13 protein-coding genes are annotated in these 16455 nt (G+C 60.5%); 5 read left to right on the top strand and 8 right to left on the bottom strand.

Features of this window, described 5'->3' with window-relative positions:
• Positions 1 to 4 precede the first annotated feature (4 nt).
• Positions 5 to 1345 (top strand): sensor histidine kinase, encoded by a 1341-nt coding sequence (locus ACWUI2_RS03535; protein ID WP_486981486.1) that lies wholly within the window; start codon positions 5 to 7, stop codon positions 1343 to 1345.
• Here ACWUI2_RS03535 and ACWUI2_RS03530 read toward each other — a convergent pair.
• Positions 1281 to 1742 carry a response regulator gene (locus ACWUI2_RS03530; RefSeq protein ID WP_486981485.1) on the bottom strand — a complete coding sequence of 154 codons (462 nt, stop codon included), beginning with the start codon at positions 1740 to 1742 and terminating at the stop codon, positions 1281 to 1283. The genes ACWUI2_RS03535 and ACWUI2_RS03530 overlap by 65 nt on opposite strands.
• Positions 1743 to 2416: 674 nt before the next feature.
• Here ACWUI2_RS03530 and ACWUI2_RS03525 point away from each other — a divergent pair.
• Complete coding sequence (locus ACWUI2_RS03525; RefSeq protein WP_486981484.1) at positions 2417 to 2557, top strand: entericidin A/B family lipoprotein; 141 nt, start codon at positions 2417 to 2419, stop codon at positions 2555 to 2557.
• 216 nt (positions 2558 to 2773) lie between these two features.
• Positions 2774 to 3916 (top strand): mechanosensitive ion channel family protein, encoded by a 1143-nt coding sequence (locus ACWUI2_RS03520; protein WP_486981483.1) that lies wholly within the window; start codon positions 2774 to 2776, stop codon positions 3914 to 3916.
• Positions 3917 to 4315: 399 nt separating this feature from the next.
• Here the strand turns inward: ACWUI2_RS03520 and ACWUI2_RS03515 are convergent, their stop codons facing one another.
• From ACWUI2_RS03515 to ACWUI2_RS03490, 6 genes are all read right to left on the bottom strand, one after another.
• Complete coding sequence (locus ACWUI2_RS03515) at positions 4316 to 4567, bottom strand: hypothetical protein (protein WP_486981482.1); 252 nt, start codon at positions 4565 to 4567, stop codon at positions 4316 to 4318.
• On the bottom strand, positions 4567 to 6372 hold the full coding sequence (locus ACWUI2_RS03510) for an Hsp70 family protein (RefSeq protein ID WP_486981481.1): 1806 nt from the start codon (positions 6370 to 6372) through the stop codon (positions 4567 to 4569). Before ACWUI2_RS03510 ends, ACWUI2_RS03515 begins: the two co-directional genes overlap by 1 nt.
• A 58-nt stretch (positions 6373 to 6430) precedes the next feature.
• Positions 6431 to 7165 (bottom strand): nucleotide exchange factor GrpE, encoded by a 735-nt coding sequence (grpE, locus tag ACWUI2_RS03505; protein WP_486981480.1) that lies wholly within the window; start codon positions 7163 to 7165, stop codon positions 6431 to 6433.
• A gap of 28 nt (positions 7166 to 7193) precedes the next feature.
• On the bottom strand, positions 7194 to 7499 hold the full coding sequence (locus tag ACWUI2_RS03500; protein ID WP_486981479.1) for a J domain-containing protein: 306 nt from the start codon (positions 7497 to 7499) through the stop codon (positions 7194 to 7196).
• Between the two features lie 25 nt (positions 7500 to 7524).
• The gene (locus ACWUI2_RS03495) at positions 7525 to 10053 is read right to left on the bottom strand and encodes a tetratricopeptide repeat protein (RefSeq protein WP_486981478.1); all 2529 of its coding nucleotides are present in this window, start codon (positions 10051 to 10053) and stop codon (positions 7525 to 7527) included.
• 719 nt (positions 10054 to 10772) lie between these two features.
• Complete coding sequence (locus ACWUI2_RS03490; protein WP_486981276.1) at positions 10773 to 11909, bottom strand: IS110 family RNA-guided transposase; 1137 nt, start codon at positions 11907 to 11909, stop codon at positions 10773 to 10775.
• 51 nt (positions 11910 to 11960) lie between these two features.
• On the opposite strand from ACWUI2_RS03490, the gene ACWUI2_RS03485 reads away from it, so the two are divergent.
• Positions 11961 to 13046: an acetylxylan esterase gene (locus ACWUI2_RS03485; protein WP_486981477.1), complete on the top strand. Its 1086-nt coding sequence runs from the start codon at positions 11961 to 11963 to the stop codon at positions 13044 to 13046.
• Here ACWUI2_RS03485 and ACWUI2_RS03480 read toward each other — a convergent pair.
• Positions 13032 to 14081 (bottom strand): LacI family DNA-binding transcriptional regulator, encoded by a 1050-nt coding sequence (locus ACWUI2_RS03480; protein ID WP_486981476.1) that lies wholly within the window; start codon positions 14079 to 14081, stop codon positions 13032 to 13034. The two genes, ACWUI2_RS03485 and ACWUI2_RS03480, sit on opposite strands and share 15 nt — an antisense overlap.
• 328 nt (positions 14082 to 14409) lie before the next feature.
• On the opposite strand from ACWUI2_RS03480, the gene ACWUI2_RS03475 reads away from it, so the two are divergent.
• Complete coding sequence (locus ACWUI2_RS03475) at positions 14410 to 16455, top strand: hypothetical protein (protein ID WP_486981475.1); 2046 nt, start codon at positions 14410 to 14412, stop codon at positions 16453 to 16455.

The raw sequence follows: 16455 nt of genomic DNA, 5'->3' as shown, positions 1-16455 counted from the left end.
AACAATGAACATCACTGTGACGGAACAAGATACAACCGATCCATTGACCGACGTTCGGATCGAACCGCCGGAGCCGGAAGGGGCGCTGGAAAACAAACCCGTGATTCTTCTGGTGGACGACCAGCCCGAAAACCTCGTCGCCTTGGAGGCGATTCTGACAGGAGAAGATCATACCTTTTTGCGGGCTTCCTCCGGCCGAGAGGCTCTCCGGCATCTTCTGGAACGGGATGTGGCGCTGGTTCTGCTTGATGTGCGGATGCCGGTGATGGATGGGTTTGAAACCGCGCGGTTGATCCGCGAACGGAAACGGACCCGAACCATTCCGATCATTTTCCTTACCGCCGCGGTGGACGACGAGCAGATGGTCTTCGAAGGTTATGCCGCGGGCGGCGTCGACTACATCACCAAACCGTTCGTTCCCGAAGTGCTGCAAGCCAAGGTCGGGGTCTTTCTGAGCCTGGCCAACGCCCGCCGGAAATTGGAGGAAGAGGTCGAGCGCCGTCGCATGGCGGAAGAAGAACTGGCGGAAGCGGCTGAGCGCCTTCGCCTTCGGGCGGAGGAACTTGAAGGAGCCAACCAGGAGTTGGAGGCGTTCGCGTATTCAGCATCTCATGACCTTCGGGCTCCCCTTCGTCACATCACCGGTTTCGTGAATCTTCTGCAGGAAGAATCTGAACTGAAGTCGGGCGACGATCTCGTCCCTTTTCTCGGCCGGATCGCCCAGTCGACGGAACGGATGAATACTCTCCTGGATGATCTGATCGGATTTTCCAAAGTCAGCCGGGAAGCGATGTCGACGACGGCGGTCGATCTCGACCGTCTGTTGGTCGAAGTGCTCGCCGGACTTGAGTCGGAAACGGCGAACCGCGACATCGTTTGGACGCGGAATCCATTGCCGACGGTGGTCGGAGACCCCGGGATGTTGCGGCGCGTTTTCGAAAATATCCTGGCGAACGCCATCAAATACACGATTTACAGCAAACCGGCGGAAATCGAAATCGGTTGGCGGGAGGAAGGCGACGAGGCGATCGTTTTCGTGCGCGACAACGGGGTCGGTTTCGACATGGAGTTTTCCGATAAACTCTTCCGGGTGTTTCAACGCCTGCACAAAGGACCTGATTTTCCGGGAACCGGGATCGGGCTCGCCAACGTGCAGCGGATCATTCAGCGACACGGTGGACGGGTTTGGGGAGAAGGGGTGCCGGGGGAAGGGGCGACCTTCTATCTCGCCCTGCGCCGGGCGACCGGACAGGAGAGAAATCCCGTTGGAGCCAAAAGTTTCATGGGCGCGGACGGTATTCAGGACGGAGCATCAGACGAGAGAAATCCGATTCGCCCTCGTTGACGATTTCGGAAAGGATGCGCATCAGGTCGAGCAAAGCGTCGAAGGTGAGAGGCTTCACCAGGTAGAGGTCCGCGCCGAGAGAGTAGGCCTTGGAAATGTCGTTACTATGGCTTGAGGTGGTGAAAACCACGACCGGCAACGATTGCAGTCGGTCTTGTTGGCGCAACCACCGGAGGCATTCGAAACCATCCCGGCGCGGCATTTTCAGATCGAGCAAAACCAGGTCGGGAATGGGCTGGTCGTCTTGTTCGAGCAGCTCGATCGCCTCTTGACCGTCGCACGCGAACGACGTCGGCCCCGGGAAACCGGCCGACTTCAACGCCGCGCGCAGAAGAAAGACGTCGTTCGAGTCATCCTCCACACTGAGAAGGCCGGTGGTTCGGGTGGCAGTCATCATCAATCGCGCCATCATAGGACCGCCCCCGTCCGGCGCCAGTCTCTTTTCTAATAAAGTGGCGGGCCCATTCCGGCTCCGTGCGTTTGCTCGGGTTCCGCAAGGCTGGGCTTTGCCGACGCGCTGAGGCGGGACGCCTCGCCCGCCTTTGGGCGGCTCACGCCGGGTCCGGAGGTGCCATAGCCCAACGGGCTTTCGCCCTCCAGCCCAGGGTTGTGCCGAGTGAAACGAGGCCTACCCTGGGGACCGATACCCGATGCCACGAACCGCAACGCGGTTCCGCCCGCATTCATTCTACCATCGCGCGTAGTCCCGGGCACAACCCTTTTCAGGGTAGATCGATCTATGGGATCAAGACCCAGGGTAGCCCCGCTCCGCGCGTCAACCCTGGGCTGGAGGGCGAAACGCCGTTGGCGTATAAGCCAAAGTGGCGGGGCCGTCCCGGCTCCGTGCGGTTGCTCGGGTTCCGTAACGCTCCGCAAGGCTGGGCTTTGCCGACGCGCTGAGGCGGGACGCCTCACCCGCATTCTGCTTCAGCTGGGCCCGATGGCATGGTCCTGGGGGAGACCCCCATTTTAATTCCGTTCGTGGCGTTCGTTGGTTCTTCCGGTTATACTGAAACAAACGTGACGACATCCGTCGTCGAAAGAAACTAGAACAAAACCAAGGATTATATTATGAAAAAGATACTTCTTCGTCTCCGTCTGATCGTTCCCGGCATCATGTTCGCCGTATTGATGACCGCTTGTGAAACCACCGAGGGGGCGGGCCGCGACATCCAAAGCGCCGGCGAAGCCGTCGAAGACGCCTCGCGGTAAAGGCTCGCGACAGTGAGACAGACAGAAATGTCTGTTTCACAATGTGGCACGGGCATTCCTGCCTGTGCGGATGTTGCAGGTGTGTCTTGATCAGGAAGGAGGCCGGCCCCTGCGATGACCTACAATCGACGGAAGCGACCGGCTCACTTGGGAAATCGAAGGGGATCCGAGCCCGCGCGGCCGCGACAGCGGCGGGGGAACCTCGGCTCGCGCTCGATGCGCGGGCGGGTCCAAATGCGCGACTACCGGCAGGGGGCGCAAAATCGGTTGCGCCGGTTTCGACAGGGGTCGGCGTTGGCCGTGGCCTTGACCGCCTTGGTGTTGATGATCTGGATGGCCGGGCCCGACGCCGCCGCCCAAGTCGATCCTGCTCCCGAAAGTCCCGCGGCGGAAGAACCTCTTGATCTTCTCCCCGAGGATCCGGCGGTTTCGCTCGAACAGGCGACCGGAACCGTCCGCGAACTGATTCTCGGGTTTTACGCGATGTTGCCCCGGATCGTGATCGCTGTCGCATTGCTGGCGTTGGCGGTCGCAGTGGCGAAAGGCTTGCGGATTGTCCTGGAGAAGACGCTGGGGCGTTGGGAACGGACCCATGCCCTGTCGGCGCTGGTGCAAATCGGGGTCTTCCTGATGGCGATCGCCGCGGCCGTCAGTGTGCTGGCCGGAGACGCCCGCGCCTTGATCGGTTCGGTCGGTCTGGTCGGCCTGGCGCTTTCGTGGGCGTTGCAGACGCCGATCGAGAGTTTCGCCGGGTGGCTGATGAATTCATTTCGTGGATACTACCGGATCGGGGATCGAATCGAAGTCGGCGAAGTCTTCGGCGACGTTTACAAAATCGACATCTTGACGACCACCGTCTGGGAGGCGGGCGGACCGGGCAAACCGGTCGCCGGGGCGCAATCGACCGGCGCGATGATCACGTTTCCCAACTGGGAAGTGCTTCGGTCGAACATCATCAACTACAGTCGGGACTTTCCGTATGTATGGGACGAAGTGACTGTCAACGTCGCGGGCGAAAGCGATTTGGTTTACACGAAGCGAATTTTCGAGCGCGTGGCGAAAGAAGTTTTGGGGGCGAACATGACCGTTCCGGCCCAGGAGTATCGGGAGTTGTTGCGGAAAGCACGGCTCGCCTTCGACGTCGACGATGAGCCGAAAGTATTCGTCAGCATGGCTGATGCCTGGATCGATTGCACGGTGCGGTACCTGGTTCCGGCCCGGGCCCGTCGCCGTTGGGCCAGCGATCTCTCGATCGCCCTGGCGACGGAGTGCGAAAAGCCGGAGCATCGCGGTAAGATTATCGGAGGTTATCCCCGTCAGGAATTGCGCATGATGCGCGAATGGCAGGATGAAACTTGATTCTCGGAGGGCGATGAGGGTTTTTAGAGCCAATATCCGGGCTGCGCCCTGGGAACAACATGGAATGAAACTTGGATTTGAGGCGGAGCCTCTTTGGAGTGCTCCGCGTCCCCGCGGAGCTTTCGAGCGTGCGGAAGAGCTCCGGCAGTCGAAGGGCTGCCGGGCGTGCGGCAATCGCTGACCGTTCGAAAAGCGGTGCGAGGACGCACCGCACTCCTATCAAGCGAAGCGACACATCTACGGAGCGAAGCGGAGAATAACAAGCGCTTCGCGCGAAAGCCGAAACTCCCTGCAACCCGCATGGACAGTGAAGTTTCATAGAAGGGGATCCGTGTACAAGAAATTCTCCTCTTGAGGGGGGACCATGCACAAGCATGGTGGGGTGTGTGCTCCGTCAACTCACGTGACGAGATCCAACAACTCCCGCGCCGCCGGAGTGCGGCGGAGGCGGAGGGAACTCGCGGCGTGGCGCGCCGCTTCGCCCGCGTCTCCCCTGGCGAAGGCGAGCCGGGCCCGGGCCAGTTCGGCGGAGGCCGCGTCCGCCAGGAGGAGAAGCTCCGAGAGGTCGCAGCCGCAGCGGAGGCAGGCCGTGCCGCTCGCGGCGGATGGCGCCGCTTTGCGGCAGGCGGGACAGGCGAATTCGGCGGCCATCAATCTTCGAGATAGAAGAGAAGATCGCTCAGACGGTCGTTCAATCCGGCGAGTTTTTCCCAGCTTTGCGCGGAAATTGCGGCGCCGCTGTCATGGAGGAGGTTCCGCAATTCGCCGGCGTCGCTTTCGTCGATGTCGAGTTCCAGGAGAGCTTCCGCCCGCTTCTTGAGATCGCGGGCGGTGGTGAGGGTTTCCTCTTTGCTCGCCGTCGCGGGCGCTCCGGTCGAGGGGCTCCCGGCGACGTCGCCGACATCAATGATCGCATCGGTCTCATCCTCGTCGTCGAAGGCCTCGTCGTCGAAGTCGCCGTCGTCGTAAAACTCGGCCAAGCGGTTGCGGGCGCGTTCGAGATCGATCGACTCCTTTCGGTTGCGGGTGTCGATGGTGATCGATTTGGAAAGCCCCGACTTTTTCTCGCGGGCGGTCACATGGAGGATCCCGTTGAGATCGAGGCTGAAGGTGGCGATGATCGGATTTCCGGCCGGCCCCTTGCTGAGACCTTCGATACGGAAATCGCCGAGAAAGGTGTTCTTCGCGGGTTCCGGGTCTTCTCCTTCGTAGACCTCGACCATCACTTTCTCCTGGTTCTCATGGAGAGTGTAAAACATGTCGGATTTGGTAACCGGCAACGGGGTGTTGCGCGGGATGATCGGAATATAGACCATAGTGAACTCTCCGTCGCGGGTGTCGTAGGAGGAGGTGCCGAAACTATGGGCGGTGATGTCGACCAGGATCGAGCGGCTTTGGCGGCCGGCGATAATCCCGCCTTGGATGGCCGCACCCATGGCGACGATCAAGTCGGGATCGATCTCGAACCGGGGGTCGAGTTTCATTCGTTCCTTCAACATCCGGTGGACCAGCGGGGTCCGGGTGGAGCCTCCGACCAGCATGACGAGGTCGATGTCGGAAGGAAGGAGATGGGCGTCGCGGAGGGAATGGCTGATGCAATCGAGGGTTTTCGAAATGTATTTGGAAATCAATCCTTCGTAGGTGTCCCGGTCGATTTCCAGATCGAGGTGGCGTTCGCCGTCGATGAATTCCTCGCGGACCCGGGTGACCGGCTCGTCGGACAGCCGGCATTTCGCCCGCTCGAGGGCGACCCGCAAACGGCGTTTGGTTTTGAGGTCGTTGCGGAGGGTTTCGCCATGTTCCTCGTGGAAACATTCCTCGGCGTGGCGGACCAGCAAGTCGTCGAAATCGTCGCCGCCGAGGTGGGTGTCGCCGTGGCTCGCCTTCACCTCCACTACACCGTTCTCGACCACCACCACGGAGACGTCGAACGTGCCTCCGCCGAGGTCATAGACCAGCAGTCGTCGGTCGCCCTCGTGTCCGGCCTCGTAGGCGAGGGCGGCGGCGGTCGGTTCGTTGACGATCCGCACCACCTCAAGGCCGGCGAGATCGCCGGCGTTTTGGGTGGCCCGGCGCTGGTGTTCGTCGAAATAGGCGGGCACGGTGATGACCGCTTTCCGGATCGGTTGGCCGAGTTGCTTCTCTCCTTCGTCCTTGAGACGGCGCAGGATGAAGGAGGAAATCTCTTCGGGGGAAAACTCCTTGTCTCCCAACGTCACTTTCTCGGACGTTCCCATTAGGCGTTTGACGGATAGGACGGTCGATTCGGGGGCGGCGACCAGTTGGTTTTTGGCGGCCTGGCCGACGAGAAGTTTGCCATCGGCGTCGAGACCGACGCATGACGGCATGGTCGGCTGGCCGTCGATCGGGACGATGCGGGGAGTCCCCTCGTCATCGAGCCAGGCGAGGGCGGAGTTTGTAGTTCCAAGGTCGATACCAACGATCAGTTCGGACATGATGTATTCAGAATTTGAGGATTCGATTGCGGGAAGTGGGACAAGTGAAAAGAGTGGGTTACGTTTGGCGCGGAGTGACTTTGACCTCTGCCGGACGGAGGACTTCGCCATTCCGGATGTAGCCGCCGGCGACGATCGCGGTCACGGTGTTCGGAGCCGTGTCGGGGCGGTCGTCGACCGCGACGGCGACCATCGCCCGGGGATCGAACGACTCCCCTTCGGCCCGGATCGGTTCGACCCCGGCGTCCGCGAGCAGGTTTTCGGTATGGTCGCGGACGATGGCGAAACCGTGTCGGATGTTTTTCCAGGCGGCTTCCCATTCGGCGGTGCCGGAGAAAAACCGGCGGGGCGGAGGGGGTTTGTCGAGGGCGTCGCCGAGGCGGGAAAGACGGTCGAACAACTCCACCAAGGCGAGGCAATGGCCGCGGGATAACGGTTCCTCTTCGGAGCGGTTGGCGGCGAGGGAAAGTTCGATGGAGCGAAGGGATTGGCGGGATGTTTCCAAGGTTTCGCCCCAGAGGCTGAACGATTCGGCGGTGCGGCGGTTGGCCTTGCGCACTTCGTTGCGCAACGCCGCCAATTCCTCGTAAAAGGAAAACAAGCCGGGAGTTTCCGCTGGTTCCTCGGGAGGCGGGGCCTCTGCGGGAATCTCCTCGAGACCGTCGAGCCACCGTTCGAACTGATCCCGGGCGACCCGCTTCCATTCTGCGAGACGGGCGTCCGGATCGTCGTCGGCCGGTTCCGGAGTGAAAGGGTGGGGCGCCGGGGCGAAATTGTCTTCGTCTTCTTCCATTGGTAAGATCGTCGTATTTGGATCGGGACTACGCTTTCGTCGCGCGGCGCCGGATGAAGGATTGCCATGCGGCGGCGGACATCGGGCGGATTCCTTGGGCGCGGCGGGCGGCGAGCACGGTGCGGACCGGAGAGTCGCCGGGGGCTTCGCGGTTGAAGAAGGTATGTTCGATCCGCTTCTCCTCGGTCTGGATCCGGGAATAGGCGGAGGAAATCTCCTGGAACTTTTCCGGAGCGGCGTCCGGCGGATGTTTCTTGATCGCGTTCAGGTAAGCGGCGCGGATCTCCGCGTCGGTGGCGGTGACGGGGACTCCGAGGACGATGTAAGGGTTCATGTCGTAAATAAAGGAAAGTTGCTGGTTAAAAAAGCTCGAAGCTGCTTTGCCGGGGATCCGCCAGCGGGGGAGATGGTTTCTTCGGTTTGGGTTTCAGCGCTCGCGCGTCGCGGCGAAGCTCATCGAGGATATGGCCGGGAATATCTTTCTCCAACTTCTTTCTCATCCGGCGGTACTCGTCCTCGGGAAGGTCCGCGATCATCTGCGCGATCACCGCGGGCGACGGGTCCGGTTCTCCGGGACCGAGAACGTCGTCTTCGTCAAAATCCTCATCATCGTCAAAATCCTCGTCGTCGTCCCAATCGTCGTCGTCGTCGTCGAAGATATCGGACGGTTGGAACATGGGATTCGGGGTCCCTACTTTCCGAAGGAGTTCGAGGGTTCGGGCGTCGTTGCGGCGTTCCGCTTCGGCTTTGATCGCGGCGATATGCGGTCTGGCGTCGGCGCCTCGGATGAGCAGGTCCAAGAGGCGGAGCATCGGGTGCGCGGGATCCTGTTTGAGCGCCCCTTTGACGAGCCGATGAAGTTCGTGGTCGAACGATTCGCTGGGGCCGCACAAGTCTCCGATCACCGAAACTTCGTCGCAGGTGAAGGGTCGATCCGCCGCTTTCGTCAGAAGGTGGGCGAACCACTGGGTGATTGGCGGCAGACCGTTCTTCGATGGAATGGCCCGGATGTAGCCGACTATCGGCCAGATTTTGAGACAGGCGGCGACGGTCGCCTCCGTTTGCGCGGCCTTCAACAGCGGCGCCTCATGCGGGTTCTTGCCGCGACGGGGGCGGTAAGCATGGGCGATGCCGGCGATGAAGAAGCGGAGAAGCAACGGATGCGCGGTGATCGCGAACGCCTCGTCGAGTTTGGCCTTGGCCGTCGTGGAGTCGCCGAAAATCTCTTCGAGGATCGCTTCGCGGGCGAGGGCGAATTCTGTTCCCTCCGATGGGTTGTCGCTTGGTCCCCGGGTGAGTCCCCGGGCTTGGGCGATCGATTCCCGGCCCTGAGCGACTTTTCCGGCGGCATAAAATCCGCGGGCGGCGTTGCAAAGGCCGAGGAACAGCTGGGAGGTGGTTTCGCGGTCGAGAGGATCAAGTTGGTGGGCTTGTTCGAGAAGGGCGAGGCCCTTTTTAAACGCCTTCCGTTCGATGCAAAGGTTGCCTGTCAAAATCAAAACCTGGCGTTCGCGGGGGAACCGTTTCGTCAGACTGTCGAGGAGCTTGTTCCGCTCGCTTGTCTTCTTGGTGAAATCGTAAACCTTGACCAATTCCAGGCTCGCGGCCAGGTCGTCGGGATTGGTGTCGACCGCCACCTCCAAGTGAGTCAATGCCCCTTCCGGATCGCGCATGAACGGCTGGGGGTGGAAAAAACCGCGTGAGACGATTTCAGCCAGAGCGGAGGCGACATGGCGGCAAATGCGGGAGGTAACCTTGGGATTCTTGCCGAAGATCGCGTCGTGGTGGGCGAGGCATCGAAGCCAGGCAAGTTCGAATTGATCACTGTCGGAGTTGATCAACAGGGCCAAGGTGCGGGAGACTACGAACGCTTCGACCGGATTCTTGCAGCGTTTCCCGGCGAGCCTCCGATTGTAATGCTGGGCGATCTCGTTCGTAGCCTCCGAGTCGTGGGAGAGCGGAGCGCAAACGAGATATTCGGTCAACGCCGCTTGCCAATCGTCGCCCAGCGAGGGATATCCCGGAAGTTGTTCGGCGTGGACCGCGGCGAGCGCCAGCTGGTCCTCCCGAATGCATGATTCGATGGCCGTGAGGACCATGCTCTCCGTGGCGGTCAGGCCCAGGGCTTCGAGGAGGGATTCGACCTCTTGTGGGGAGGACTTGGAAAGGCCGACGTCGGCGTCCAGCAATTTGGAGTAAGAAGCGGCGATTTCGCCGGGAATCCGACGGGCGGGAATCTCTTGGAAAAACCGGGAAGCCCGGGGTGCGTCCCCGGTGAAATAAGCGACGAGGCCCCGAAGGAGAAGTTTCCATTCCGCGAAAACCGAATCCCGGCCGATCGGGCGGATCGCCTCGCGAACCTCCTCGTAGCGCTCCTCGCTCAACGCCTGGAAGCCGCGGCGGATGTGGCGGAAGTCGTCGCGCCAGGGATGGGGGCCGGCGGATTTCGGGGCGGGGGGCTCCGTTCCGGCCAGCATAAGGGCGTCCGACAGGCGGATGCGTCCGGTGGACTCGTCGGGTTTCCCGGAGTCGAGACCGGCCGCGGCGAGTTCGGCGACAACCGGCCAGTCTTGCCGCCCGAGGGCGAGCGGGAGTTGGACATAGGTCAAAGACTCGGGCGGAGCGATGGTCTTGAGGTAGGCGAGGACCTGTTCGGCCTCGGAATGCTGTCCTTTGGCGGACATTTCGGCGGCGAGCGCGACATTGCAGTCGATCAGGCGGGGGAGAAAGCGCTCGCGGTCGATTTTGGTCAATTCCTTGAAAGCGTCGCGGGCGCGGCGGAGGCGGCCCGCCTCAAAGTCGGCGAGCGCCCGGGCCTCCAATTCTTCCGGGGATAAGGACGGTTGCCCCACCGAAACCTTGGACTTCCCCTTTTTCTTTTTTCCCATGGTTCCGTTGTTAACCGGGACCCCGGGGGGCGGTCAATGCAGGATATGGAATGGATCGAAAAGCCCGGCTAAAGCCGGTCTTTTCCGGGGCTCCCACAAAAGGAGAACGGGCTTTCGTGCCCGTTTGAAGCCGCGCGGATCAGGCGGAGCCATCGAGTGAAAACTCGATGCTACGGTGGCTGGTCCCTCCCTTGGTTGGAGTCCCGGCTTCAGCCGGTCTTTTCCGGAGCTTCCACCAAGGAGAACGGGCTTTCCTGCCCGTTTGAAGCCGCGCGGACCAGACAAGAGTCATCGAGTGAAAACTCGATGCTGCTATGAGGGTTTCGTGACAAGCGGAAAATGAAACCGTTGTTTGATTTATTTTTCTTAGGACATTCTTAAGATCTGCTTTCTTACCTTAGTTCCCCTAGCGGGGGTTTGGGGGCGGCAATGAGCCCCAATCTTTTGGCCTTTGGAGTTGCCCCCGGAAAGGAATGTCTCTCGTCCCCGGTCCCCTCGAACTGGCCGGGGGGACAAACTGCTATCCGCGCGTGCCTTAGAGGCAGCGCATTATAATTTATGCGACCCCCGGCGAGGCCGGAGGAAAAGAGGGACGGAGCAAGCGGCACAATCTACAGGAACGGATGAAAGTCCAAGCATCGAAACGTGCGCGCTCCACTCCGAAATCGGGTTCGCTTCAGGCAAAAAGATCAAAGAACAAAAAGGGAAGTTGGTTGCCCTCAGCCGACTGCAACCTCGGGCATCCTCAGGCCGAGCTTCTCAGGCGTGGTTTGACCGGTGGCCAACCGCCACAGATCGATGGCGAGCTTGCGGGCGGCCGCGACCGCGATCTTGCGCCGAGACCGGCCGCTGACAAGCTTCTCGACCAACTCGCGCACGGGCGGGTAATCGGGTTGCCATCGCACCATGCGCCAGACCGCTTCGATTAACAGGGCGCGTATTCGCGGATTGCCGTGCTTGTTTATACTCAGATCCCGGGAGGATCCTCCGCTTTGGTGAACCCCGGCACATAATCCGACGAAGCCGGCCACTTGACGCCGGTTCTTAAACCGTCCCCAGTCGCAGATCTCCCGCAGGAGCATCACCCAGGTCAGGGCTCCGATTCCGACCGGCAGAGGCTGTTTAACCTCCTCGACCAGTTCCTTTTTGATGGCCCTTTCCTTCTCGTCGAGCTTCAGCAGAATCTCACGCATTACCTCAAGTTGCTGGACCAGATACTCGGGTAATTCGAGACAGAGATCCTTCCATTTGCGCGGCCCCCACCAACGGCCTTTCACGTGGAATCCCTGCGCCAGCAACGCGCTTCGACCACGTGCCTCCCATCCACTCCGGCTCTTCTTGATCTGATCGCGCAGACGTGATCTCGCCCGCGCCTGTTCTTCCTCCTGGCTTGGCACACGAATGACCGTGAAGGCCTTCTTGTTGCCTCGCAAATAGCGGTCGAGTTGGTCGACCAGCCCCCGCGCATCAAGGTTATCCGTCTTTTGGTTGCGTCCGCCCGCCAGGCTCACCGGGGCAACCACGAAAACGGTGGCTCCCAATTCGGTGAGCTGGCGGTATAATCCATAGCCGCAAGGACCAGCCTCATAACAGGCATAAACCTTCAGGTCGGCGGCCACTAACTTGCCAACGAGGCGAACCAGTTCCTCGTGCTTCAAGCGCAACGGGCGTTGCGGCAAGCTGCCGTCCACCTGTAGGCAAGCCACGCCATCGCGGGCATGAAGATCGATCCCGAGCTTGACCTCCTGCCCATTGGACGAGACGATTCCGTTAATCAATTTGGAGAAGTTATTTTTCGATTGGTTATTCATATCGGGCGACATGTTGGAGAATTCTTTCCCACTTGTCGCCCTCATGTTATCTACGGTGGCTGGTCCCTCCCCGGGAACCGGACGAAGACCGCATGAATGCGGGCACTCCAACGCGCGGGATCGGTCGACGGCGCCGAATTGCCGCCGTTCTTCGGGAAACGGCTGGCCAGGCGGGGGCGGGTGCTGGATGATCTCGTGGAAATGAGCATGTTTCAGCATTCGTATCCGTTTGACCCGACCTACGGGTTCGACCAAGAGGCCCTTTTGAACGTGGAACTTCCGGTGGATGTTCCGGACGATTTTGAGGAGTTTTGGCGGGGACTCTACGCGGAGGCGATGGCGGTCGAACCGGAAGCGGAGTTCGAATCGCTATTTGGGCGGGAGGATTTCCAAACCGAACGGATGACCTATCGGTCGGTCGGCGGGCGACGGATTGGCGGATGGTTGACCACGCCGTCTTCGGGCAAGATCGAGCGGTTGGTGGTGGTCGGGACCGGCTACGGCGGCAAAACAGAGAACGACGCGCGGCCGGTGATGGAAGGGGCGGCTTGCCTTCATTTTTGCGCCCGGGGGTTGCCGGAACGGTCGGTGGCGGACGACTTGCCCTCGAAATCGGGGTTTCATGTGTTGGTCGGGATCGAGGATCGCTCGACGTATATCCATGGTGGATGTTGCGCGGACCTCTGGTTGGCGGCGACGGTGTTGCGGGAGCGTTTTGGAGGGGAGTTGCCGCTTCATTATTGGGGAGGAAGTTTCGGCGGCGGGATCGGGGCGTTGGCGTTGCCTTGGGACGACCGGTTCCGCGCGGCGTATTTGCGGGTACCGAGTTTCGGGAACCATCCGTTGCGGTTGCAATGCCAGTGTGTTGGCAGCGGGGAGGCTGTCCGATTGAAGTGGCGGCGAGCCCCGTCGATCATCGGAACGCTGCGGTATTTCGATTCGGCGGCCGCGGCCCGGTTCCTGCGATTGCCAACGTATTACGGATGCGCCCTGTTCGATCCGGCGGTGCCGCCCCCCGGGCAGTTTTCCGTTTGGCGGGCGCACGCCGGGAGGAAGGAGTTGCGCGTCCTGTCGGCCGGACATTTCGAACATCCCGGGGCGGACGCCGAACGGGCGGATCTCGACCGGCGGGCGGGAGAATTCCTCCGCGGGGCGGAACCGGTGGGCTCAGGAGCCGGTTGAGGAAAGGGTGTTCGATTCGGGCGGTATCAATGCGGGGGAGATCAGCACGGTGTTGACCGGGGCGGACGGATTTTGAATGCGCCAAAGTAACTGATCCAAGGTGCGCCGGGCCATCGCCGCCAGGTTCAAGTCGATCTCGGCCGGCTTTGGCGAGAGGCCGATCAGGTAGGGGATTTCGTTGTCGCAGGAAATAACCCAAACATCCTTCTCCGGTTGGAGCCCCCGGCGGTAAAGGGCGGGATAGACGGCGGTGGTGGTGAGATCGGTCGGACTGAACAAGCCGAATGGTTTATTAACCTTTTGTAGAATCCGTTCGAGCAGGTGGTCGATCTTGACCGGATCGGGTTCGTGAAGACGGTCGTTGATGATCAGTAGTTCGTCTCCGCACTCGGTGATTGCGGGGACGCCGTGTGCCTCGCAGGTGTCTTGGAAAGCGCGGGCCCGGGTCACTTGCGCCGGATGGACGCGGTCGTAAAGGCAGGCGTAGCTGGCGAGATTCAACGACCGGAGATAGTCGGCGGCCATCCGGCCGACGGCGGAGTTGTTGACCGTGACGGCGTCCATCCGACTGTCGGTATGGCCGAGAATCCCGACCTTCGGAAAGTTCGAGAGTGCGTCGACATACGGGTCGGCGCCGGCCTTTAGGACGAAAACCAATCCGTCCATTTCGCCTTGGTAAATGTTCTCCGGCATTTGGCCCTGGCTGGGGATGCGGCAAAGCATCATCGAAGCGCCGCGCTCGTAGGCGGCCTGGCTGATCGCGTCGGCCAGGAAGCTGTAAATCGGGTTCTGGAACTGGGCCAAACCGCAGTTCGGGACGATCAAAGCGATCTTCTTGAGACCCCCCGACTTCCCGACGCCAGCAGTCTTCCGCCCCGGTCGTTGGGCGACGGGGCGGGGGACGTAACGAATCTCCTCCATCGCTGACAAGACCCGCCGAACAGTTTCGTCCGAGGCTTTCCGTTTGTTGTTGATGATGTTCGAGACGGTCGCCGCGGAGACGCCGGCAATTTTGGCTACTTCAGCAATGGACATGAGACGATAAGGAATGGGGGTTTAAGAAAGAGAAGTCAAAACGAAACAAAACTTCAAGTTAATAAACCAGTTTGTTTTTCTAGGTTCCGCCTTGGATTATCTTAATTTATATCGTCCAATGAATTGGCAATGGGGGATTCAACTTAAATTAAAGGTCTGTTTGGCCCCCAAAGAACGTTGGTTAATAGATTGGTTATTAAAAGGTGAAAAAGAGTCAAAAAATTGATTGACACTTCCGAGGCGGCGACGGAAAGTGAGTTGTATCAAGCGGAGGTATGTCCTTCCCGCGGCCCTGCAGCTTCATTTATCCATGGAACAACCCTTACCTATGATCATTCGAAAAACGGCAGCCCTTTTTTCCGCTCTTTCCTTTTCGTGGCTCTTTTCGGTTTCTTCGCACGCGGAATTGATGGTGTACGAGGGATTTGAATACACTCCCGGAAATGCCCGCCTTCATCAAGTGGATGGCGGACCGGACGGCGGATTCGGTTGGGCTGGCGACTGGGTGAATCACTTGGGCGGGGGGTTTCTTTCCAACCGGATGGCGGGTGTTTCCCGTGGCCTCGGGCGGAGCCTCGACCCTGGTTTCGCCTTTGAAACCTCCGGCGGCTATCTGCGGTCGGAATTCGGGGGGGATTCGAATCATTGGATCCAGACCTACCGGCAACTCGTCGATCCGATCGATTTCGGAGCCGAGGGCATTTACTACGTGAGCCTCCTGTTGCGGGGAAGCAGTCTGGCGGACTCGGATGCGCTCGTCTATCTGGCGACCTCGACCGAACGGGGGTTTTGGAACGATGATTCGCTGGTGCGGTTCGGGCTCGGGTCCGCCGCCAGCTCTGGCGGTTCCACGGGACGATTCAATCTGAGAGCACAGGGTGGAGAGACGATTCTCGGACCGTCCGGCATCCGGTGGGAAGCGGACCAGACTTATCTGGCGGTTTTGAAAATCGTCACCTCGGCCGGGTCGGACGACGCCATCTTCCTCGATTTCTTCGGGGCCAATCGGCCTTTGCCGGCAGAAGAACCGGCGACTTGGATGTTTGCGACCACTCTGAACAGCACCGCCCAGGCCGACTGGGTCAGGTTGTCGGCCCGGGGGGATTCGTCCAATGCGTATGACTCCCATTTCGATGAGATCCGGATCGGCACCTCCTGGGATGCGGTGGCTCCCGTTCCTCCAACCACTTATGCCGCGTGGCGCGACGCCCGGAATTTGCAATCTGCGGAGGATGGGGAGCCAGCGGCCGATCCGGACGGGGATGGGATTCCGAATGTCATGGAATACGCCCTCGGCCTCGATCCTTTGGTGGCGTCGAGGTTCGCCTTGCCGCGCGGCGAGGTGGGGACCTTCACCATCGAGCCCCTCGACGCCGATCCGAACCTTGTGGCGTATGAAAGTTTTGATTACGAGCCCGGCAATCAACGCCTGCACCAAGTGACCGGCGGTCCGGATGGAGGTTTCGGGTGGGCCGACAAGTGGAGAAATTCCCTTGGGACCGATTTCATCACCCATCGAACAGGCGCGAATGCCGGCGTCAGTCTCGATCCGGGTTTCGAGTATCCGGTGGAGGGCCGGTATTTGCGGACGGAGTTGGGCGGCAACCCCAGCGGCTATCAGAGTGTTTACCGACGGCTCGCGGCGCCGGTCGATTTCGGGGTGGATGGAGTGCATTATCTCTCGCTTCTAATGCGGGGAAGCAGTCATACGTCCTCGGACACCTTCCTTTACCTGGCCGATTCGATCCATACCAATTTCGGGGGACCCGGCACGGCGGTCCGGCTCGGGTTAGGGGCTTCAGCCAGTTTCGGGGGCGCCAGCGGCCGATTCACCCTTTGGGCCGACAACGGGCTCGGCACCCGGTTGACGACCAGTTCGGATACCTGGAAGGAGAATCAAACCTATCTCGCGGTGCTGAAAATCGAAACCTCGGCTAGCGGCCCGGACACCTTGTCGGTCTCCTTTTTCGGCGCCGACGATCCCTTGCCGTCCGAGGAGCCGGAAAACTGGCTGTTGACCACGACGGTCGACAGCAACCTCCAAGCCGATTGGATCCGGTTGTTCGGCCGCGGCAACGCCGATAATACGATCGAGTCGGCCTTCGACGAACTCCGTCTCGGAAAGACCTGGGATGCCGTCGCGCCGATCGCCCGGGAGGAAGACTTTCTCGGCCTCACCGTCTTCCGCCAAGGTCATTTGACCGATGTCGATTACGTGGTGGAAGTGTCCTCCGACCTGGTCGATTGGCGGAGCGGTCCCGCATACACGACGATCGAAGAGGATGAGCCGAATTTCCTGCAGGTGCGCGACAATCAACCATTTAAGGAGAACCAGGGGCGTTTCATCCGGTTGCGGGTGGATCTGGCCGAATAA

The organism is Verruconatronum alginivorum, from assembly GCF_056590205.1.
This window is presented reverse-complemented; position numbering and strand designations above follow the sequence as displayed.

Bases quoted from the DNA above. Each gene is read 5' to 3' on its own strand.
- ACWUI2_RS03500 (WP_486981479.1), bottom strand. From the start codon at position 7,499: ATGAACCCTTACATCGTCCTCGGAGTCCCCGTCACCGCCACCGACGCG.
- ACWUI2_RS03480 (WP_486981476.1), bottom strand. From the start codon at position 14,081: ATGTCCATTGCTGAAGTAGCCAAAATTGCCGGCGTCTCCGCGGCGACC.
- ACWUI2_RS03515 (WP_486981482.1), bottom strand. From the start codon at position 4,567: ATGGCCGCCGAATTCGCCTGTCCCGCCTGCCGCAAAGCGGCGCCATCC.
- ACWUI2_RS03520 (WP_486981483.1), top strand. From the start codon at position 2,774: ATGCGCGGGCGGGTCCAAATGCGCGACTACCGGCAGGGGGCGCAAAAT.
- ACWUI2_RS03525 (WP_486981484.1), top strand. From the start codon at position 2,417: ATGAAAAAGATACTTCTTCGTCTCCGTCTGATCGTTCCCGGCATCATG.
- ACWUI2_RS03510 (WP_486981481.1), bottom strand. From the start codon at position 6,372: ATGTCCGAACTGATCGTTGGTATCGACCTTGGAACTACAAACTCCGCC.
- ACWUI2_RS03485 (WP_486981477.1), top strand. From the start codon at position 11,961: ATGCGGGCACTCCAACGCGCGGGATCGGTCGACGGCGCCGAATTGCCG.
- ACWUI2_RS03535 (WP_486981486.1), top strand. From the start codon at position 5: ATGAACATCACTGTGACGGAACAAGATACAACCGATCCATTGACCGAC.
- grpE (WP_486981480.1), bottom strand. From the start codon at position 7,165: ATGGAAGAAGACGAAGACAATTTCGCCCCGGCGCCCCACCCTTTCACT.
- ACWUI2_RS03475 (WP_486981475.1), top strand. From the start codon at position 14,410: ATGATCATTCGAAAAACGGCAGCCCTTTTTTCCGCTCTTTCCTTTTCG.
- ACWUI2_RS03495 (WP_486981478.1), bottom strand. From the start codon at position 10,053: ATGGGAAAAAAGAAAAAGGGGAAGTCCAAGGTTTCGGTGGGGCAACCG.
- ACWUI2_RS03530 (WP_486981485.1), bottom strand. From the start codon at position 1,742: ATGATGACTGCCACCCGAACCACCGGCCTTCTCAGTGTGGAGGATGAC.
- ACWUI2_RS03490 (WP_486981276.1), bottom strand. From the start codon at position 11,909: ATGAGGGCGACAAGTGGGAAAGAATTCTCCAACATGTCGCCCGATATG.